Here is a 19910-nt window from a genome sequence, read left to right as displayed (position 1 = left end):
GATTCCTTAAGTTGCCTGAGCTGCGGCGATGCGTGAGTTTTTGCGTTGACGACGAACCATCTCGCCCGCCAAGGCCAAGTAGGCAACGGCGCCGCGGGACGCTTTGTCGTATGCCAGCGCCGGCATGCCGTAGCTTGGCGCTTCGGCCAGGCGGATGTTGCGCGGAATGACGGTGTCGTAGAGCTGATCGCCGAAGTGTTCCTTGAGCTGCGCGGAAACATCGTTCATCAGGCTCAGGCGCGGGTCGTACATCGTGCGCAGCAGGCCTTCGACCTTGAGGTTTGGATTGAGCAGCTCGGCGATACGCTTGATGTTATCCACAAGGTCGCTCAAGCCTTCGAGCGCGAAGTATTCGCACTGCATGGGGATAATGACCCCGTCGGCGGCGACCAGTGCGTTCAGCGTGAGCATCGACAGCGACGGCGGGCAGTCGATCAGAATGTAATCGTAGTTTTCCCGGATCGGCGCCAACGCACTGCGCAGGCGGCTTTCCTTCATCTGCATTTCCAGCAGAACCACTTCGGCCGCGGTCAGGTCGCGGTTGGCTGGCAACAACTGGTAACCGCCGTGTTCGGAGAAGTGCATGGCCTGGGCCAGATCACATTCGCCGATCAACAGGTCGTAGACCGAGTTTTCCAGGCCATGTTTATCCACACCGCTCCCCATGGTGGCGTTGCCTTGTGGATCGAGGTCGATCAACAACACCCGGCGCTTGGTAGCGACCAGGGATGCTGCGAGGTTGATGCAGGTGGTGGTCTTGCCCACACCACCTTTCTGGTTCGCTATCGCGAATACCTTAGCCATTCTTGCTTGTGTTCCCAATCATGCCCTGCGGCGCAGTATCAGCAGATGGCGTTGGCCTTGGCAACCGGGTACGGCCAGGGCGTGTTCGCTATCGAGGTGGAAGTCTGCCGGCAATGCTACCAGCTCATCGGCGGGATGAACGCCCTTCATTGCCAGCCAACGTGTTTCGGTATCGCCAAGGTGGCGAGTCCAGTTGCTGAAGTTCTCCATGCTGCTGAATGCCCGGGAAATGATCCCGTTGAAGGCTTGAGCAGGCTGGAAGGCTTCGACGCGACTGTGGATAACTTGCAGGTTATCCAGTTTGAGTTCGAGTTTGACCTGGGTCAGGAAGCGGGTTTTCTTGCCGTTGCTGTCCAGGCAAGTCACCTGGGAGTCCGGAAACAGAATGGCCAGAGGTATTCCCGGCATGCCGCCACCGCTGCCGACATCAAGCCAGCGACCGTTTTCGATGAACGACATGACGCTCAGGCTATCGAGCAAATGGCGGGAAACCATTTCGTCGGGATCGCGCACCGCGGTGAGGTTGTAAGCCTTGTTCCATTTGATCAACAGGGCCAGATAACCCAGCATCTGTGCGTGCTGGGTTTCAGTCAGGGATACGCCCAGCTGGCGAGCGCCTGTGGATAACTCTTCTGCGTGTTGCGAAGTGACCAACGAACTCAAGCGCTTTGCTCCAACTGACGGCCCGCGCCGCGTTTTTTCAAATGAATCATCAACAGCGAAATGGCTGCCGGGGTGACGCCCGGGATACGCGATGCCTGGCCCAGGGTCTCAGGACGTGTCGCGCCGAGCTTGCTCTGGATCTCTTTGGAAAGACCGGAAATGTTCGTGTAATCGATATCCACAGGCAGTTTTGTATCTTCGCTGGCCCGCAGACGAGCGATTTCATCCTGTTGGCGATCGATGTAGCCGGCGTACTTGGTCTTGATTTCGACCTGCTCGGCAACCTGTGGATCTTCTGCGCCGCCGCCCGTCACGGAGATCAGACCAGCGTAGTCGATTTCCGGACGGCTCAAGAGATTCAACAGGTTGTATTCGTGGGTCAGCGGCGTGCCGAATTTTTCGGCAATCGCATCCCCCTGTTCAGTGCCGGGGCGAACCCAGGTGCTTTTCAGTCGCTGCTCTTCCAGTTCGATGCTTTCGCGTTTTTTGCAGAAAGCCGCCCAGCGCGCGTCATCCACCAGACCTAATTCGCGACCTTTTTCGGTCAAGCGCAGGTCGGCGTTGTCTTCGCGCAGGATCAGGCGATATTCGGCACGGGACGTGAACATCCGGTACGGCTCTTGGGTACCCAGGGTAATCAGGTCGTCGACCAACACGCCGATGTAGGCTTCGTCGCGACGCGGGCACCAGGCTTCTTTGCCCTGTGCGCGCAGTGCTGCGTTGGTTCCGGCCAGCAAACCCTGGGCGCCGGCTTCTTCGTAACCGGTGGTGCCGTTGATTTGCCCGGCGAAGAACAAGCCGCCAATGACTTTGGTTTCCAGGCTGTACTTCAGGTCGCGTGGGTCGAAGTAGTCGTACTCGATGGCATAACCCGGACGCACGATGTGCGCGTTTTCCATGCCGCGGATCGATTGCACGATCTGCAATTGCACATCGAACGGCAAGCTTGTGGATATCCCGTTCGGATACAGCTCATGGGTGGTCAAACCTTCCGGTTCGATGAACACCTGATGGCTTTCCTTGTCGGCAAAGCGATGGATCTTGTCCTCGATCGACGGGCAATAACGCGGACCGATACCTTCGATCTCACCGGCAGCGGAATACATCGGCGAACGGTCGAGGTTCGCAGCAATGATTTCGTGGGTGCGGGCATTCGTGTGGGTAATCCAGCAACTGACTTGCTGCGGATGCTGTTCCTTGTTGCCCATGAACGACATCACCGGGATCGGCGTATCACCCGGTTGTTCGGTCATAACAGAGAAATCCACAGACCGGCCGTCAATACGCGGCGGCGTACCGGTTTTCAAACGACCCACACGCAATGGCAGCTCACGCAGGCGGTGAGCCAATGCGATCGATGGTGGATCACCAGCGCGACCGCCGGAAAAATTCTGCAAGCCGATGTGGATAAGTCCACCTAGGAACGTACCGGTGGTCAACACCACGGAATCGGCGAAGAAACGCAGACCCATTTGGGTAACGACACCACGCACTTGCTCCTGCTCGACGATCAGATCGTCAGCAGCCTGTTGAAATATCCACAGGTTCGGCTGGTTTTCCAGAGTTTCGCGCACAGCTGCCTTGTACAGCACCCGGTCTGCCTGGGCGCGGGTAGCGCGCACGGCCGGGCCTTTGCGGCTGTTCAATACGCGAAACTGGATACCACCCTTATCGGTAGCCATGGCCATCGCGCCGCCGAGGGCATCGATTTCCTTGACCAGATGGCTTTTGCCGATACCACCAATGGCCGGATTGCAACTCATGGCACCGAGGGTTTCCACGTTATGCGTCAGCAACAGGGTTTTCACCCCCATACGTGCTGAGGCCAGTGCTGCCTCGGTACCGGCATGACCGCCGCCGATGACGATCACTTCAAAACGGGAAGGGAAATCCACCACGCACCTCGTGCCTGCTTAAGTAGGTAATTCAGGAATAGTTTGAGCTCAGGTTTTTGGACCTGGTCGACAAGTATAGGGACTTCGCCGTTCCTAAAGAACCCTTTGCACAAAATTTAACCAGCTGTGGAAAAGTCGGAGTTATAGAAATTAAAAAGAAAGAAATTTATTAAATCTTTGTTTTTATGTTTATTTCTATGCACCTACTTTTCTGTGGATAGAATCCTGTAGGCCTTTATTTACGTCGTGTATAGAGATTCAAAACCCTGTGATCATGTGCCAATGAGGCCCTTGGATAACCGGTGTAAGCCTGTGGATGAAAGGGGTGGTTATCCACAGTGGCAGTTATGTTCAGTTTTCAGGCCCTGTTATCAACTGGCCTTAGCCGCGGTTATTCACAGGGCTTAATCCACAGAAAAGCGACTGCAGGAACAAAATCCACACGTGAAAACGCCGCTCAAGCGGAAAAAATCCGCTCAGCACTGGCGTCAGGTTCAGAAAAAGGAAGATGCAGACAGGCACGAACGGCCTGTCTGAGGGAGCGAGGCTGTTACTTGCCGATGCAGAAGCTGGAAAAAATTCTTCCCAACAGATCATCCGAGCTGAATGCCCCGGTGATTTCTCCGAGGGAGTGCTGCGCCTGGCGTAAATCTTCGGCCAACAACTCCCCGGCGCCGGCCAGGGTCAATTGTGCCCGGCCATGCTCAAGGGCTGCGCTGGCATGACGAAGCGCCTCAAGGTGACGACGACGGGCACTGAAGCTGCTTTCCGACGTCTGTTCATAACCCATGCAGGCCTTGAGATGATCACGCAGCAATTCCAGGCCGACACCCCCGGACTTTGCACTCAGACTAATGGTTACGTGGCCATCCTCGCTGACTTCCAGGGCAATGGCTTCACCCGTCAGGTCAGCTTTGTTGCGGATCAACGTTACTTTCGCGGGATCCGGGCGGGTTTCGAGGAATTCCGGCCACAGGGCGAATGGATCGAGGGCTTCGGGGGCAGTGGCATCAACGACCAACAACACACGATCAGCCTCGCCAATGGCTTTCAAGGCGCGCTCGACACCGATCTTTTCCACATGATCATCGGTGTCTCGCAGTCCCGCAGTATCGACCACGTGCAGCGGCATGCCATCTATGTGGATATGTTCGCGAAGAACGTCCCGGGTCGTGCCGGCGATTTCTGTCACGATTGCTGCTTCGCGCCCTGCCAGTGCATTGAGCAGACTGGATTTGCCGGCATTCGGACGGCCGGCGATGACCACGGTCATGCCATCACGCAACAAGGCGCCCTGCCCGGCTTCGCGCAACACGGTGGATAACTCGTCGCGTACTTTGTCGAGCATGCTCAACACATGCCCATCGGCCAGAAAGTCGATTTCCTCTTCGGGGAAATCGATGGCTGCCTCGACATAAATACGCAGGCCGATCAATTGCTCGGTCAGGTTATGCACACGTATCGAGAATGCCCCCTGCAGGGACCGCAGGGCATTTCGAGCGGCCTGTGCAGAACTGGCTTCGATCAAGTCGGCAATGGCTTCGGCCTGGGCCAGGTCGAGTTTATCGTTGAGGAACGCGCGCTCGCTGAACTCTCCCGGCCGGGCGAGACGGCAACCCAGTTCCAGACAACGCTTGAGCAGCATATCCAGAACAATCGGACCTCCGTGGCCTTGCAGTTCCAGTACGTCTTCGCCGGTGAACGAGTTCGGTCCGGGGAAATACAGCGCGATACCCTGATCCAGTACCTCGTCGTTGTCACCGAGAAATTCACCGTAGTGGGCGAATCGCGGCTTGAGTTCTCGACCACTGAAAGCCTTGGCCGCAACGCTGGCCAACGGCCCGGAAATACGCACGATGCCTACCCCGCCGCGCCCTTGGGCTGTGGCAACGGCGGCGATGGTTTCACGCGGAGCGCTCATAAACCGGTATCCAGACAAAAGTGACAGATAGCAAAACGCCCCACTAGGGGGCGTCTTGAGTGGTTATCCACAGTGTAAATCAGGCAGCTGCTTTGGTAGCCGCTTCGATCTTACGTGTGATGTACCACTGTTGGGCGATCGACAGTACGTTGTTCACAACCCAGTACAGCACCAGACCAGCCGGGAACCACAGGAAGAAGAAGGTGAAGATGATTGGCATCATTTTCATGACCTTCGCTTGCATCGGATCCGGAGGAGTCGGGTTCAACTGCTGCTGGATGAACATGGTTGCACCCATGATGATCGGCAGGATGAAGAACGGATCCTTGATCGACAGGTCAGTAATCCACAGCATGAATGGCGCCTGGCGCATTTCCACGCTTTCCAGCAGAACCCAGTACAGCGAGAGGAAAACCGGCATCTGCACGAGGATTGGCAAGCAACCACCCAGCGGATTGATCTTCTCTTTCTTGTACAGCTCCATCATGGCCTGCGACATTTTCTGCCGGTCATCGCCATGTTGCTCTTTCAGTGCAGCCAGTTTTGGCGCCACTGCACGCATGCGCGCCATGGATTTGTAACTGGCAGCCGACAATGGGAAGAAGATCCCTTTGATCAGCATGGTCAGGAAGATGATCGACCAACCCCAGTTACCCACAAGGGCGTGGATATGTTGCAACAACCAGAAGATCGGTTGAGCGATGAACCACAGAATGCCGTAGTCGACAGTCAGTTCCAGACCTGGGGACAACTCTTTGAGCACAGCCTGGCTTTTCGGACCGGCATAAAGAACTGCGCTGGTTTCAGCCTTGGCACCTGGCGCGACAGTCACTGACGGGCCGGTGTAACCAATGATGTAGTTGCCTTTGCTGTCTTTACGGGTCTGGACGACGTTGTTTTCGCCCTTGGCCGGAATCCACGCAGTTACGAAGTAGTGCTGCAACCAGGCAACCCAACCACCGGTAACGGTTTCTTTCAGCTGTGCCTTGTCCATGTCCTTCATGGACACTTTCTTGTACGGCTCGGAACTTGTCCACAGGGCAGCGCCCAGGTAAGTCGCGGTACCGGTGGCGGTGCTGGAAGATGGATCGGAGCTGGCGTCACGCTTCAGTTGCGCGAACATCGCGCCGGACCATGGCTGAGCGCTCTGGTTGTCGATCAGGTAGGAAACGGTTACGTCGTACAGGCCGCGTTTCAAGGTGAAACGCTTGATGTAGTTGACGCCGTCCTTGCTGAACTTGAGGTCTACGACCAATTGGTCCTGACCGTCAGCCAGTTGATAAACCTTCTTCTCCGAGGAGTAAACCGGACGACCGGCAGGACTTGCGTCCGGACCGTTGCTGCCGATCAGGCCACTTTGAGCCAGATAAGTGCGTTCGTTGCCGTTATCGAACAACTGGAACGGAATTTCCGGATGGTCCTGGCGACGTGGATACAGCGGCAATTTCAGCTGGGCGACATCACCACCTTGTGGATCGATAGCCAGATCGAGCACATCCGTTTTGATCTGGATGAGGTCGGTGCTTACCGCTACCGGAGTTTCGGCAGGTGCACTGGTATCGTTTGCGGCGTGTGGAATGTCGTCACTGACGGACGCTTTATTGCCAGTTGCCGTATCCGGGAGGCCCGGTGCGGTCGTACTGGAAGCAACATTCTGAGTCGGCAGGGCAGCCTGGCCATAGTCCTGGTTCCATTTAAGAACCATAACGTAGGACACGATTGCCAGGGCGACGATCAGGATCGTGCGTTTGATATCCATGATTACTCGGCCATCGAAGAAGAGCGGGAGGTAGGGATAGGTGGAACCGGGTCATAACCACCGGGATTCCACGGATGACAGCGACCTAAACGACGAAAGGTCAGCCAGCCACCGCGAAGAAGGCCATGATTTTCGATGGCTTCTAACGCGTAGCAGGAACAACTGGGGTAGAAACGACAGTGACTGGCCATCAGGGGACTAATGGCATAGCGGTAAAACTGGATCGGAACGAGTGCCAGTTTACGCATCTGGACTGTCTACCCCTACAGTTTCGGTTTTGACTGCTGGTACTGGCGTGCTGCGAGCCAGACGCTTCCAGAGCTTGCCGAAATGCTGAATCAATTCGGGGTTTTCTACGTCCCCCAAACCTTTGCGCGCGACGATAACAATGTCCCAGCCGACCAGTGAATCCTGGTGCAGGCGAAACGATTCGCGCATCAGACGTTTGAGACGATTGCGCTCGACGGAGAGCTTTACGCTCTTTTTCCCGATAACCAGCCCGAGACGGGGGTGATCAAGATCGTTGTTGCGCGCAAGGAGCAGGAGATTTTTCCCCGGAACCTTGCCGGTAGGGGAGTCAAAGACTGCCTTGAAATGCCGGGGGGTAAGCAGACGCTTTTCCCGACTGAAGTCCTGACTCACCTCCAGTGCCGGATTATCAAACTGCCAGACGCGCACGACCTTTGGCGCGACGACGCGACAGGACGGCACGACCGTTCTTGGTAGCCATGCGAGCACGGAAACCGTGGGTACGAGCGCGTTTGATAGTGCTTGGTTGGAAAGTACGTTTCATTGTCGTGTTACCTGGTTCGTCCACAACGGGCCGGAATGGCCCCCGTTTTAAGAGACCGGGGATTCTAGAGAAAGCAAGCCTCTAGGTCAATTTCCAACCAGCGTTTCCTTATAAATAGATCGCCAGCGGTTTTCTGGTACGAAGACCTTGGCCAAATATAAAAATAAGAAAGGAAAGTATTTAAAGCTTTTCTGTAAAGCTTATAAAAGCTAGGCACGCCATCCTCTGTGGATAACTCTATTGAGCCCTTGTATCACGTGATGTACAGAGAATGACAACTACAGTGGAAAACAGTGTTCAGCCTGTGCTGCAGTGTCGGATAACCTGTGTGTGGAATGCATGGTTATCCACAGCCCGGTTATCCACCGAGTTTCGCCCCCAGTTGTGCAACGACCTTAAGCGTGGTTATCCACAGAGCTTATGCACAGACCGCTGGTCGACTTTTTAGGGTATGCAACCTTGCTTGTTCTTGGTTGATGACCCACCTACGTGTGGATAAGTCGGCGTCTGGTCGCTACAATGGCTGCTTGTTTTTGCCTCACCGGCTTTCAACTTAGGGGATATCCGTGTCAGTGGAACTTTGGCAGCAGTGCGTGGAGCTTTTGCGCGAAGAGCTGCCTGCCCAACAATTCAACACTTGGATCCGTCCACTACAGGTCGAAGCCGAAGGCGACGAGTTGCGTGTCTATGCACCCAATCGTTTCGTTCTGGACTGGGTCAACGAAAAGTACCTGGGGCGTGTGCTCGAGCTGCTCGATGAGCATGGCAATGGCTTGGCGCCGGCGCTTTCCTTATTAATAGGCAGCAAACGCAGCTCGGCTCCGCGTGCTGCGCCGAATGCGCCGTTGGCCGCTGCGGCCTCACAGGCCCAGGCTGCCCAGGCTCCTGCCAGCCCGACAGCGCAAGCTCCGGCAGCAACGACCAAACGTGCCGCGCAGAAAGTTGCCGAAGTCACCGAGGAAGAACCTTCCCGTGACAGCTTCGATCCGATGGCCGGCGCCAGTTCGCAACAGGCCCCGGTCCGTTCCGAACAACGTACCGTGCAGGTTGAAGGTGCGCTCAAGCACACCAGCTACCTGAACCGCACCTTTACCTTCGAGAATTTCGTGGAAGGTAAATCCAACCAGCTGGCGCGCGCTGCCGCCTGGCAGGTAGCAGACAATCCCAAGCACGGTTACAACCCGCTCTTCCTATATGGCGGCGTTGGTCTGGGTAAAACCCACTTGATGCATGCTGTGGGTAACCACCTTCTAAAGAAGAACCCGAATGCCAAGGTTGTGTACCTGCATTCCGAGCGCTTCGTGGCGGACATGGTCAAGGCCCTGCAACTGAACGCGATCAATGAGTTCAAGCGTTTCTACCGTTCGGTAGATGCGTTGCTCATCGATGACATTCAGTTCTTCGCCCGCAAAGAGCGTTCCCAGGAAGAGTTTTTCCACACCTTCAACGCCCTGCTTGAAGGTGGTCAGCAGGTCATTCTCACCAGTGACCGCTACCCGAAAGAAATTGAAGGCCTTGAAGAACGCTTGAAATCCCGCTTCGGCTGGGGCCTGACGGTTGCCGTCGAGCCGCCGGAGCTGGAAACCCGTGTGGCGATCTTGATGAAGAAGGCCGACCAGGCCAAAGTCGACCTGCCTCACGATGCGGCGTTCTTCATTGCCCAGCGCATTCGCTCCAACGTCCGTGAGCTGGAAGGCGCGCTCAAACGCGTTATCGCCCACTCGCACTTCATGGGCCGCGATATCACCATCGAGTTGATTCGCGAATCCCTGAAGGACCTGTTGGCATTACAGGATAAACTGGTCTCTGTGGATAACATTCAGCGCACCGTCGCCGAGTACTACAAGATCAAGATTTCCGACTTGCTGTCCAAACGTCGTTCGCGGTCGGTTGCCCGACCACGTCAGGTCGCCATGGCTTTGTCCAAGGAGTTGACCAACCACAGCCTGCCGGAAATCGGCGATGTGTTTGGTGGTCGCGACCACACGACCGTTTTGCACGCATGCCGCAAGATCAATGAACTTAAGGAATCCGACGCGGACATCCGCGAGGACTACAAGAACCTGCTGCGGACGCTGACCACTTGATGAACACCAGCGCAGCTTATTAAGGCAAGGGACTAGACCATGCATTTCACCATTCAACGCGAAGCCTTGTTGAAACCCCTGCAACTGGTCGCAGGTGTCGTTGAACGCCGACAGACCTTGCCGGTGCTTTCCAACGTGCTGCTGGTTGTCGAAGGCCAGCAACTGTCGCTGACCGGTACCGACCTGGAAGTCGAGCTGGTTGGTCGTGTTCAACTTGAAGAGCCGGCTGATCCGGGTTCTATCACTGTGCCCGCGCGCAAGCTGATGGATATCTGCAAAAGCCTGCCGAACGATGCCCTGATCGACATCAAGGTGGATGAGCAGAAGCTTGTGGTCAAAGCCGGCCGTAGCCGCTTCACCCTGTCGACACTGCCTGCCAACGATTTCCCGACTGTGGAAGAAGGCCCGGGTTCTCTGACCTGCAGCCTCGAGCAGAGCAAACTGCGTCGCCTGATCGAGCGCACCAGTTTCGCCATGGCCCAGCAAGACGTTCGCTACTACCTCAACGGTATGTTGCTGGAAGTCTCCGCTGGCGTGATCCGCGCCGTGGCCACCGACGGTCACCGCCTGGCGATGTGTTCGATGCAGGCCGATATCGGTCAGCCGGATCGTCACCAGGTCATCGTACCGCGCAAAGGCATTCTTGAATTGGCGCGCCTGCTCACTGAACCGGACGGTAACGTCAGCATCGTGCTGGGTCAGCATCACATCCGCGCAACCACCGGTGAGTTCACCTTCACCTCGAAACTGGTCGACGGTAAATTCCCGGACTACGAGCGTGTACTGCCAAAAGGTGGCGACAAACTGGTACTCGGTGACCGTCAGGCATTGCGCGAAGCCTTTAGCCGTACCGCGATTCTGTCCAACGAGAAGTACCGCGGCATCCGCCTGCAACTGGCAACGGGTCAACTGAAGATTCAGGCCAATAACCCGGAGCAGGAAGAAGCGGAAGAAGAAGTTGGCGTTGAATACAACGGTGGCTCGCTGGAAATCGGTTTCAACGTGAGTTATCTGCTCGACGTACTGGGGGTGATGACCACTGAGCAGGTTCGCCTGATCCTGTCCGACTCCAACAGCAGTGCGCTGGTGCAAGAGTCTGACAACGACGACTCGGCTTACGTTGTCATGCCGATGCGTCTGTAATCATGCTCAGCAGAAGCTAGATGTCCTTAAGTCGCGTCTCGGTCACCGCGGTGCGCAATCTGCACCCGGTGACCTTCTCCCCTTCCCCTCGCATCAACATCCTTTACGGCGCCAACGGCAGCGGCAAAACCAGTGTTCTGGAAGCCATTCACCTGCTGGGGCTTGCCCGTTCGTTTCGCAGCACCCGCTTGTTGCCGGTGATCCAGTACGAACAATTGGCGTGTACGGTGTTTGGCCAGGTTGAACTGGCCGAGGGTGGCCACAACGCTCTGGGTATTTCCCGCGATCGTCAGGGCGAATTTCAGATCCGTATCGACGGACAGAATGCCCGCAGTGCGGCGCAACTGGCCGAGATACTACCCCTGCAACTGATCAACCCGGACAGCTTCCGGCTGCTGGAAGGTGCACCGAAGATTCGCCGGCAGTTTCTGGACTGGGGTGTGTTCCACGTGGAACCACGCTTCATGTCAACCTGGCAGCGCTTGCAGAAGGCCCTGCGTCAGAGAAACTCTTGGCTGCGGCATGGTACACTTGACGCCGTTTCGCAAGCGGTTTGGGACAGGGAACTGTGCCAGGCCAGCGCTGAAATCGATGAATACCGCCGCGCTTATATCAAAGCCTTGAAACCAGTCTTTGAACAAACCCTGAGCGAACTGGTTGAGCTGGAAGGCTTGACGCTCAGTTATTACCGCGGGTGGGACAAAGACCGCGAACTGAGTGCAGTGCTCGCCGGTTCCCTGCAGCGGGACCAGCAGATGGGTCATACCCAGGCCGGTCCACAACGTGCTGATTTGCGTCTCCGGTTAGGTGCGCACAATGCGGCGGACATCTTGTCCCGCGGTCAGCAGAAGTTGGTGGTCTGTGCGTTGCGAATTGCCCAGGGGCATTTGGTTAGCCAGGCCCGACGCGGACAGTGTATTTATCTGGTGGATGACTTGCCGTCCGAATTGGACGAGCACCACCGTCGCGCGCTTTGCCGCTTGCTGGAAGACTTACGCTGCCAGGTGTTTATCACCTGTGTAGATCACGAATTATTGAGGGAAGGCTGGCAGACGGAAACGCCAGTCGCACTGTTCCACGTGGAACAGGGCCGTATCACCCAGACCCACGACCATCGGGAGTGAAGGCATTGAGCGAAGAAAATACGTACGACTCAACGAGCATTAAAGTGCTGAAAGGCCTGGATGCCGTACGCAAACGTCCCGGTATGTATATTGGCGACACCGACGATGGCAGCGGTCTGCACCACATGGTGTTCGAAGTGGTCGATAACTCGATCGACGAAGCGCTCGCCGGCCACTGTGACGACATCAGCATCATCATTCACCCGGATGAATCCATCACCGTTAAAGACAACGGCCGTGGCATCCCGGTAGACGTGCACAAAGAAGAAGGCGTTTCGGCAGCCGAGGTCATCATGACCGTGCTGCACGCCGGCGGTAAATTCGATGACAACTCCTACAAAGTATCCGGCGGCCTGCACGGTGTAGGCGTGTCGGTAGTGAACGCGCTGTCCGAAGAGCTGGTACTGACGGTTCGCCGTAGCGGCAAGATCTGGGAACAGACTTACGTTCACGGTGTTCCACAAGAACCGATGAAGATCGTTGGCGACAGTGAAACCACCGGTACTCAGATCCACTTCAAGGCCTCCAGCGAAACCTTCAAGAACATCCACTTCAGCTGGGACATCCTGGCCAAGCGGATTCGTGAACTGTCCTTCCTGAACTCCGGTGTCGGCATCGTCCTTAAGGATGAGCGCAGCGGCAAGGAAGAACTGTTCAAGTACGAAGGCGGCCTGCGTGCGTTCGTTGAATACCTGAACACCAACAAGACCCCGGTCAACCAGGTGTTCCATTTCAACATCCAGCGTGAAGACGGCATCGGCGTGGAAATCGCCCTGCAGTGGAACGACAGCTTCAACGAGAACCTGTTGTGCTTCACCAACAACATTCCGCAGCGCGATGGCGGTACTCACCTGGTGGGTTTCCGTTCTGCACTGACGCGTAACCTCAACACCTACATCGAAGCTGAAGGCCTGGCGAAGAAGCACAAAGTCGCCACCACCGGTGACGACGCGCGTGAAGGCCTGACCGCGATCATCTCGGTAAAAGTACCGGATCCGAAGTTCAGCTCCCAGACCAAAGACAAGCTGGTGTCTTCCGAAGTGAAGACCGCTGTTGAACAGGAAATGGGCAAGTACTTCTCCGACTTCCTGCTGGAGAACCCGAACGAAGCCAAGTTGGTCGTCGGCAAGATGATCGACGCGGCCCGTGCCCGTGAAGCGGCACGCAAGGCCCGTGAGATGACCCGCCGTAAAGGCGCGCTGGACATCGCCGGCCTGCCGGGCAAACTGGCTGACTGCCAGGAAAAGGACCCTGCCCTGTCCGAACTGTACCTCGTGGAAGGTGACTCTGCTGGCGGCTCCGCCAAGCAGGGACGCAACCGCAAGACCCAGGCGATTCTGCCCCTTAAGGGTAAAATCCTGAACGTCGAGAAGGCGCGTTTCGACAAGATGATCTCTTCCCAGGAAGTGGGCACCTTGATCACCGCCCTGGGCTGTGGCATCGGCCGCGAAGAGTACAACATCGACAAGTTGCGTTATCACAACATCATCATCATGACCGATGCTGACGTCGACGGTTCGCACATCCGTACCCTGCTGCTGACGTTCTTCTTCCGTCAGTTGCCGGAACTGATCGAGCGTGGCTACATCTACATCGCTCAGCCACCGCTGTACAAAGTGAAGAAAGGCAAGCAAGAGCAATACATCAAAGACGACGACGCCATGGAAGAGTACATGACGCAGTCGGCCCTGGAAGATGCGAGCCTGCACTTGAACGAGGAAGCACCGGGTATTTCCGGCGAAGCCCTCGAGCGCCTGGTGAATGACTTCCGCCTGGTGATGAAGACCCTCAAGCGTCTGTCGCGCCTGTATCCACAGGAACTGACCGAGCACTTCATCTACCTGCCGGCCGTGAGCCTGGAGCAGTTGTCCGATCACGCAGCAATGCAGGATTGGCTGGCCCAGTACGAAGTGCGCCTGCGCACCGTCGAGAAGTCGGGCCTGGTCTACAAGGCCAGCCTGCGTGAAGACCGTGAACGTGCCGTCTGGCTGCCAGAGGTTGAACTGATCTCCCACGGCCTGTCGAACTACGTCACGTTCAACCGCGACTTCTTCGGCAGCAACGACTACAAGACCGTGGTCTCCCTGGGCGCTCAACTGAGCACCCTGCTTGACGATGGCGCGTACATCCAGCGTGGTGAGCGCAAGAAAGCCGTGACCGAGTTCAAGGAAGCCCTTGAATGGCTGATGGCGGAAAGCACCAAGCGTCACACCATTCAGCGATACAAAGGGCTGGGTGAAATGAACCCGGATCAACTGTGGGAAACCACGATGGATCCGAGCTCGCGCCGGATGCTGAAAGTGACCATCGAAGACGCCATTGGCGCAGACCAGATCTTCAACACCCTGATGGGTGATGCGGTCGAACCTCGCCGTGACTTCATCGAAAGCAACGCCTTGGCGGTTTCCAACCTGGACTTCTGATCCCGGTTAACCCGCTACACGAAAAAAGGCCAACGTTATGCGTTGGCCTTTTTTTGTGTCTACAGGCGGTGAAACGGGCATAAAAAAACCGGCTATATCAGCCGGTCTTTTTGCGCCCGAAAAAAACTTATGCACGTTTTTCGGTGTTTTATCGTTTTATAAAATATGTATATAAATCATTATCTTATAGTTAGATAACAACATTTTTTGGTGAAACCGTACACAGGTTATCCACAGAATCTCAGACAGCCATCTGATCATTGGCTGCCGGGGCTTGTGGAGCGGGAGGCAGAGACCCCATATCCCGCTGCATTTGCTCATTCCAGGCCTGGACGCGGTCGTTCAATTCAGCAATGGCACGTGGGCCGCTGCCTTCGGCATACATCGGTGCGCCAATGATCACGGTGATGACACCCTGCTTCTTCTTCCAGCCTGTTTTTGGCCAGAACTTGCCAGCGTTGTGCGCAATCGGCAGTACCGGGAGCTCGGCATTCACGGCCAGTGCCGTGCCGCCGCGGGAGAATTTGCCGACGGTGCCGTAGGGAACGCGGGTGCCTTCGGGGAAGATCAGCACCCAGACGTTGTCCTTAAGCAACTCATCGCCTTTCTTGGCGACGTGCTTGAGTGCGGCTTTCGGGTTGTCGCGGTCGATGGCGATCGGTCGCAACATGGCCATGGCCCAGCCGAAAAACGGCACGAACAACAGTTCGCGTTTCAGCACCTGGCTCAGAGGTTCGAAATAGGCAGAGAGAAAGAACGTTTCCCAGGTGCTCTGGTGGTTCGATTGAATCACGCAGGGCCGCTCAGGTACGTTTTCGGCACCTTTCACTTCATAGCTGATGCCCAGAAACACTTTGCTCAGCCACAAGGCGCAACGGCACCAGTAGACGTTGATGAAACGATAGCGCGCCTTGAACGGCAGAAATGGCGCGATAAAAAAGCTCAGGCTGCACCAAAGCAAAGAGCTGGTGCCCAGCAGCAGGTAAAAGAGGAAGGTTCTGATGGCCTGCAATATCAACATGGTGACGTTTACCGTGCGGGCAATGCCCGTCTATATAAAGCGCACTCCCGATCAATCCTGGTCAGGAATCTCGAAAACGCTCTAATTGTGGATAAGTTCTGCGGCAATCGCCGCCAGATCGTCAAAAATCAAGGTGCCCACCGGCAGGGTCTTGCCCTGAGTCTTTTCGCCTTTCCCGGTCTTTACCAAAACTGGCTGAGAATCGACGGCTTTGGCGGCTTCCAGGTCACCAAGGCTGTCGCCAACGAACCAAAGATTGGTCAGCGACACGTTGTAATGTTCGGCGATGGTTTTCAACATCCCGGGTTTTGGCTTGCGGCATTCGCAGCCTTCGTCCGGCCCGTGCGGGCAGTAGACGATAAGCCCGACTTCACCGCCCTGCTCCGCCACCAGTGAGCGCAAGCGCTCATGCATGGCGTCCAGGGTGGCGAGGTCGTAATAGCCGCGAGCGATGCCCGACTGGTTGGTAGCGACCGCTACCGTCCAGCCGGCCTTGCTCAACTGCGCGATCGCTTCGATCGAACCGGGGAGCGGTATCCACTCCTCCACCGACTTTATATAAGCGTCGGAGTCGTAATTGATCACCCCGTCGCGATCGAGAATCAGCAGTTTCAACAGCAGCCCCTTAACCCAGCAGCGAAATGTCGGCGACGCCGAGGAACAGACCACGCAGGCGCGCCAGCAACGCATAACGGTTGGCGCGGACGTTGGCATCTTCAGCGTTGACCATCACAGCTTCGAAGAACGCATCCACCGGCTCGCGCAACGCCGCCAGGCGTGCCAGCGATTCGCTGTATTGACGAGCAGCAGCCATTGGCTGGACAGCCTGGTCAGCCTGCTGGATCGCCGAGTACAGGGAGAACTCGTTGGCGTTGTCGAAGTATTTGGCTTCCACCACGGTCGGCACCGAACCTTCAACCTTGCTCAGCAAGTTCGATACGCGCTTGTTCACCGCAGCCAGGGCCGCCGCTTCCGGCAGTTGGCGGAACGCCTGCACCGCCTGCACGCGCTGGTCGAAGTCCAGGGCGGAACCCGGCTTCAGGGCACGTACCGACAGATAGGTTGCAACGTCGACACCTTCGTCTTCGTAACGGGCACGCAGACGGTCGAAGATGAACTCCAGCACCAGGTCATTGAGGCCGGCAGCCTTGACCTTGGTACCGAATGCCTCCACGGCGAAGGCCACGGCGTCGTTCAGGTCCAGATCCAGTTGCTTCTCGATCAGGATGCGCAGCACGCCCAGTGCGGCGCGGCGCAGGGCATACGGGTCTTTGCTGCCGGTTGGCAGCATGCCGATACCGAAGATGCCGACCAGGGTGTCGAGCTTGTCCGCGATGGCCACGGCCGCACCGGTCAGGGTGGTTGGCAGCTCAGCACCGGCGCCGCGCGGCATGTACTGCTCGTTCAGCGCCAGGGCGACTTCTTGCGGCTCGCCGTCGTTGAGGGCGTAGTAGTAACCGGCGACACCTTGCATCTCCGGGAACTCACCGACCATCTCGGTCGACAGGTCGCACTTGGACAGCAGGCCGGCACGGGAAGCCCAAGCAGCGTTGCCGCCAATGCGTTGTGCGATGAACGCAGCGAGTTTGGAAACGCGCTCGGCCTTGTCGTAGACGCTGCCGAGTTTTTCCTGGAACACTACGTTTTGCAGGCGCAGGTTGAAGTCTTCGAGTTTCTGCTTCTTGTCTTGCTTGAAGAAGAACTCGGCGTCCGTCAGGCGTGGGCGAACCACTTTCTCGTTACCAGCGATGATCTGCTGCGGGTCTTTGCTTTCGATGTTGGCCACGGTAATGAAACGTGGCAGCAACTTGCCGTCGGCATCCAGCAGGCAGAAGTACTTCTGGTTATCCTGCATGGTGGTGATCAGTGCTTCTTGCGGCACGTCGAGGAAGCGTTCTTCGAACGAGCACACCAGCGGCACAGGCCATTCGACCAGTGCAGTCACTTCGTCGAGCAGGTCAGGCGGCACGATTGCGGTGCCTTCCTGGCGGGTCGCCAGTTCTTCGGTGCGCTTGCTGATGATGTCGCGACGCTCGTTGGCATCGGCCAACACATAAGCGGCGCGCAGGTCGGCCAGGTAGCTGGACGGCGAACCGATGCGCACGTTTTCCGGGTGATGGAAGCGGTGACCACGGGAGTCGCGGCCGGACTTCTGAGCGAGGATGGTGCAGTCGATGACCTGGTCACCAAACAGCATCACCAGCCATTGGGTCGGGCGAACGAATTCTTCCTTGCGAGCACCCCAGCGCATGCGCTTGGGGATCGGCAAGTCGTTCAGGGAATCTTCGACGATGGTCGGCAGCAGGCTCGTGGTCGGCTTGCCGGCGATGCTCTGGCTGTAGCGCAGTTTCGGGCCGCTCTGATCGATTTCGCTCAGGTCGACGCCGCACTTCTTGGCAAAGCCCAGTGCCGCTTGGGTCGGGTTGCCTTCGGCATCGAACGCGGCCTGACGTGGCGGGCCATCGAGGTTGATGCTGCGATCAGGCTGCTGGGTGGCCAGCGAGGTGATCAGCACCGCCAGACGGCGCGGGGCGGCATAAACGGTTTTGGTCTCGTAGTTCAGGCCGGCAGCTTGCAGGCCCTTGTCGATACCGGCAAGGAACGCCTCGGCCAGGGTGTTCAGGGCCTTGGGTGGCAGTTCTTCAGTGCCCAGTTCAACCAGAAAATCCAGAGCACTCATTGTGCAGCCTCCAGCTTGGCCAGTACTTCGTCACGCAGGTCCGGGGTCGCCATCGGGAAGCCCAGCTTGGCCCGAGCCAGCAGGTAGGCTTGCGCAACGGAACGCGCCAGAGTGCGTACACGCAGGATGTATTGCTGACGCGCGGTCACGGAAATCGCCCGGCGCGCATCCAGCAGGTTGAAGGTATGGGAAGCCTTCAACACCATTTCGTAGCTCGGCAACGGCAGCGGCTGGTCGAGTTCGATCAGGCGCTTGGCTTCGCTTTCGTAGAAATCGAACAGTTCGAACAGCTTCTCGACGTTGGCGTGCTCGAAGTTGTAGGTCGACTGTTCCACTTCGTTCTGGTGGAACACGTCGCCGTAGGTCACTTTGCCCATCGGACCGTCAGCCCAGACCAGGTCGTAGACCGAGTCCACGCCTTGCAGGTACATGGCCAGGCGCTCGAGACCGTAGGTGATCTCGCCGGTCACCGGGTAGCACTCGATGCCGCCCGCTTGCTGGAAGTATGTGAATTGGGTCACTTCCATGCCGTTGAGCCAGACTTCCCAGCCCAGACCCCAGGCGCCGAGGGTCGGCGATTCCCAGTTGTCTTCGACGAAACGGATGTCATGCACCAATGGGTCCAGGCCGACGTGCTTGAGCGAGCCCAGGTACAGTTCCTGGAAGTTGTCCGGGTTCGGCTTCAGGACTACCTGGAACTGGTAGTAGTGCTGCAGACGGTTCGGGTTTTCACCGTAGCGGCCGTCAGTCGGACGACGGCTTGGCTGCACGTAGGCGGCGTTCCAGGTTTCCGGGCCAATGGCGCGCAGGAATGTAGCGGTGTGGAAAGTGCCGGCGCCTACTTCCATATCGTAGGGCTGAAGTACCACACAACCTTGCTCGGCCCAGTATTGCTGGAGGGCGAGGATCAAGTCTTGGAAGGTACGCACGGCTGGCGTAGGCTGGCTCACGAAATTCACCTGTTTCTTGGGCTGCGATTTAAAGAGCGGGAGTATACCCGATTCATTGCTGCGCACGCCCCCTGGAGCCTTATGCCACGCTGCTTTTGGTGTTCCGAAGATCCGCTGTACATGGCTTATCACGATAAGGAGTGGGGCACGCCGCTACGCGATGCGCAGGGTTTGTTCGAGTTGCTTTTGCTCGAAGGGTTCCAGGCCGGGCTTTCCTGGATCACTGTGCTGCGCAAACGCGAGCATTATCGTCAGGTGATGTTTGGGTTTGATGTCCAGCGCGTGGCGCAGATGAGCGATGCCGAAATCAATCAATTGATGCTCGATCCAGGCATTATTCGCAACCGTCTCAAGCTCAACGCGGCCCGGCGTAATGCCCAAGCCTGGCTGGCGCTGGAAGATCCGGTGGCGTTTCTCTGGTCATTCGTCGGCGGCACGCCTGTGATCAATCATTTCAAGGACCGCAGCGAAGTGCCGGCCATTACGCCAAAAGCGGTGGAGATGAGCAAAGGTCTGAAAAAGGCCGGTTTTACCTTCGTCGGGCCGACCATTTGCTACGCCTTTATGCAGGCCTCGGGCATGGTCATGGACCACACTCAGGATTGCGACCGCTACTCGCTGCTGGTGAACGCCGGGTAGAATGACCG

General features: G+C 57.1%; 17 protein-coding genes. 5 read left to right on the top strand and 12 right to left on the bottom strand.

The genetic code is table 11. The features are described 5' to 3' along the window. Window positions 1-6: 6 nt before the first annotated feature. The 8 genes from KW839_RS03815 to rpmH all read right to left on the bottom strand — a co-directional run bounded on the left by KW839_RS03815 (window position 7) and on the right by rpmH (window position 7835). Window positions 7-804, bottom strand: a complete 798-nt coding sequence (locus KW839_RS03815) for a ParA family protein (RefSeq protein WP_060540279.1) — start codon at window positions 802-804, stop codon at window positions 7-9. An 18-nt stretch (window positions 805-822) separates the two neighbouring features. Beyond that, a complete protein-coding gene (gene rsmG / locus KW839_RS03810; RefSeq protein ID WP_218423462.1) occupies window positions 823-1467 on the bottom strand; it encodes a 16S rRNA (guanine(527)-N(7))-methyltransferase RsmG in 645 nt (214 codons plus the stop codon). Beyond that, window positions 1464-3362: a tRNA uridine-5-carboxymethylaminomethyl(34) synthesis enzyme MnmG gene (gene mnmG, locus KW839_RS03805; RefSeq protein WP_218423461.1), complete on the bottom strand. Its 1899-nt coding sequence runs from the start codon at window positions 3360-3362 to the stop codon at window positions 1464-1466. The genes rsmG and mnmG overlap by 4 nt, the downstream gene beginning before the upstream one ends. A gap of 550 nt (window positions 3363-3912) precedes the next feature. Next, window positions 3913-5283, bottom strand: coding sequence for a tRNA uridine-5-carboxymethylaminomethyl(34) synthesis GTPase MnmE (mnmE, locus tag KW839_RS03800; protein WP_060540281.1), 1371 nt, complete (start codon window positions 5281-5283; stop codon window positions 3913-3915). Between the two features lie 79 nt (window positions 5284-5362). Then, complete coding sequence (gene yidC, locus KW839_RS03795) at window positions 5363-7042, bottom strand: membrane protein insertase YidC (RefSeq protein WP_218423460.1); 1680 nt, start codon at window positions 7040-7042, stop codon at window positions 5363-5365. 2 nt (window positions 7043-7044) lie between these two features. Next, the gene (gene yidD / locus KW839_RS03790) at window positions 7045-7290 is read right to left on the bottom strand and encodes a membrane protein insertion efficiency factor YidD (protein ID WP_010207715.1); all 246 of its coding nucleotides are present in this window, start codon (window positions 7288-7290) and stop codon (window positions 7045-7047) included. Beyond that, a complete protein-coding gene (gene rnpA / locus KW839_RS03785) occupies window positions 7283-7684 on the bottom strand; it encodes a ribonuclease P protein component (RefSeq protein WP_027926203.1) in 402 nt (133 codons plus the stop codon). The genes yidD and rnpA overlap by 8 nt, the downstream gene beginning before the upstream one ends. 16 nt (window positions 7685-7700) lie before the next feature. Next, window positions 7701-7835 carry a 50S ribosomal protein L34 gene (rpmH, locus tag KW839_RS03780; protein ID WP_003213577.1) on the bottom strand — a complete coding sequence of 45 codons (135 nt, stop codon included), beginning with the start codon at window positions 7833-7835 and terminating at the stop codon, window positions 7701-7703. 566 nt (window positions 7836-8401) lie between these two features. Between rpmH and dnaA the strand changes: the two genes are divergently transcribed. From dnaA to gyrB, 4 genes are read left to right on the top strand one after another with little or no spacing between them, the layout of a single operon-like run. After that, complete coding sequence (gene dnaA, locus KW839_RS03775; RefSeq protein WP_060540283.1) at window positions 8402-9922, top strand: chromosomal replication initiator protein DnaA; 1521 nt, start codon at window positions 8402-8404, stop codon at window positions 9920-9922. 39 nt (window positions 9923-9961) lie between these two features. Next, window positions 9962-11065, top strand: a complete 1104-nt coding sequence (gene dnaN, locus KW839_RS03770) for a DNA polymerase III subunit beta (RefSeq protein WP_060540284.1) — start codon at window positions 9962-9964, stop codon at window positions 11063-11065. A 20-nt stretch (window positions 11066-11085) separates the two neighbouring features. After that, window positions 11086-12189 (top strand): DNA replication/repair protein RecF, encoded by a 1104-nt coding sequence (gene recF, locus KW839_RS03765; RefSeq protein WP_060540285.1) that lies wholly within the window; start codon window positions 11086-11088, stop codon window positions 12187-12189. Window positions 12190-12194: 5 nt separating this feature from the next. Further along, window positions 12195-14612 carry a DNA topoisomerase (ATP-hydrolyzing) subunit B gene (gyrB, locus tag KW839_RS03760; protein WP_060540286.1) on the top strand — a complete coding sequence of 806 codons (2418 nt, stop codon included), beginning with the start codon at window positions 12195-12197 and terminating at the stop codon, window positions 14610-14612. Window positions 14613-14853: 241 nt separating this feature from the next. Here the strand turns inward: gyrB and KW839_RS03755 are convergent, their stop codons facing one another. From KW839_RS03755 to glyQ, 4 genes are all read right to left on the bottom strand, one after another. Beyond that, window positions 14854-15633, bottom strand: coding sequence for a 1-acyl-sn-glycerol-3-phosphate acyltransferase (locus KW839_RS03755; protein ID WP_218423459.1), 780 nt, complete (start codon window positions 15631-15633; stop codon window positions 14854-14856). An 81-nt stretch (window positions 15634-15714) separates the two neighbouring features. Beyond that, on the bottom strand, window positions 15715-16254 hold the full coding sequence (gene gmhB / locus KW839_RS03750; protein WP_177336949.1) for a D-glycero-beta-D-manno-heptose 1,7-bisphosphate 7-phosphatase: 540 nt from the start codon (window positions 16252-16254) through the stop codon (window positions 15715-15717). Window positions 16255-16258: 4 nt separating this feature from the next. Further along, window positions 16259-18313, bottom strand: coding sequence for a glycine--tRNA ligase subunit beta (gene glyS, locus KW839_RS03745; protein WP_060540289.1), 2055 nt, complete (start codon window positions 18311-18313; stop codon window positions 16259-16261). Beyond that, window positions 18310-19263, bottom strand: a complete 954-nt coding sequence (gene glyQ / locus KW839_RS03740) for a glycine--tRNA ligase subunit alpha (RefSeq protein ID WP_008155694.1) — start codon at window positions 19261-19263, stop codon at window positions 18310-18312. The genes glyS and glyQ overlap by 4 nt, the downstream gene beginning before the upstream one ends. A gap of 81 nt (window positions 19264-19344) precedes the next feature. On the opposite strand from glyQ, the gene tag reads away from it, so the two are divergent. Then, window positions 19345-19902: a DNA-3-methyladenine glycosylase I gene (tag, locus tag KW839_RS03735; protein WP_218423458.1), complete on the top strand. Its 558-nt coding sequence runs from the start codon at window positions 19345-19347 to the stop codon at window positions 19900-19902. Window positions 19903-19910 lie beyond the last annotated feature (8 nt).

Source organism: Pseudomonas sp. PDM31, assembly GCF_019218965.1.
Lineage (GTDB): Bacteria > Pseudomonadota > Gammaproteobacteria > Pseudomonadales > Pseudomonadaceae > Aquipseudomonas.
Note: the sequence above shows the minus strand (reverse complement) of the source record. Positions and strands in the feature narration are given on the sequence as shown.

Excerpts from the sequence above, each read along its gene's own strand:
- recF (WP_060540285.1), top strand. The coding sequence starts at position 11,086 with ATGTCCTTAAGTCGCGTCTCGGTCACCGCGGTGCGCAATCTGCACCCG.
- glyS (WP_060540289.1), bottom strand. The coding sequence starts at position 18,313 with ATGAGTGCTCTGGATTTTCTGGTTGAACTGGGCACTGAAGAACTGCCA.
- yidD (WP_010207715.1), bottom strand. The coding sequence starts at position 7,290 with ATGCGTAAACTGGCACTCGTTCCGATCCAGTTTTACCGCTATGCCATT.
- tag (WP_218423458.1), top strand. The coding sequence starts at position 19,345 with ATGCCACGCTGCTTTTGGTGTTCCGAAGATCCGCTGTACATGGCTTAT.
- yidC (WP_218423460.1), bottom strand. The coding sequence starts at position 7,042 with ATGGATATCAAACGCACGATCCTGATCGTCGCCCTGGCAATCGTGTCC.
- rpmH (WP_003213577.1), bottom strand. The coding sequence starts at position 7,835 with ATGAAACGTACTTTCCAACCAAGCACTATCAAACGCGCTCGTACCCAC.
- dnaN (WP_060540284.1), top strand. The coding sequence starts at position 9,962 with ATGCATTTCACCATTCAACGCGAAGCCTTGTTGAAACCCCTGCAACTG.
- mnmE (WP_060540281.1), bottom strand. The coding sequence starts at position 5,283 with ATGAGCGCTCCGCGTGAAACCATCGCCGCCGTTGCCACAGCCCAAGGG.
- KW839_RS03755 (WP_218423459.1), bottom strand. The coding sequence starts at position 15,633 with ATGTTGATATTGCAGGCCATCAGAACCTTCCTCTTTTACCTGCTGCTG.
- KW839_RS03815 (WP_060540279.1), bottom strand. The coding sequence starts at position 804 with ATGGCTAAGGTATTCGCGATAGCGAACCAGAAAGGTGGTGTGGGCAAG.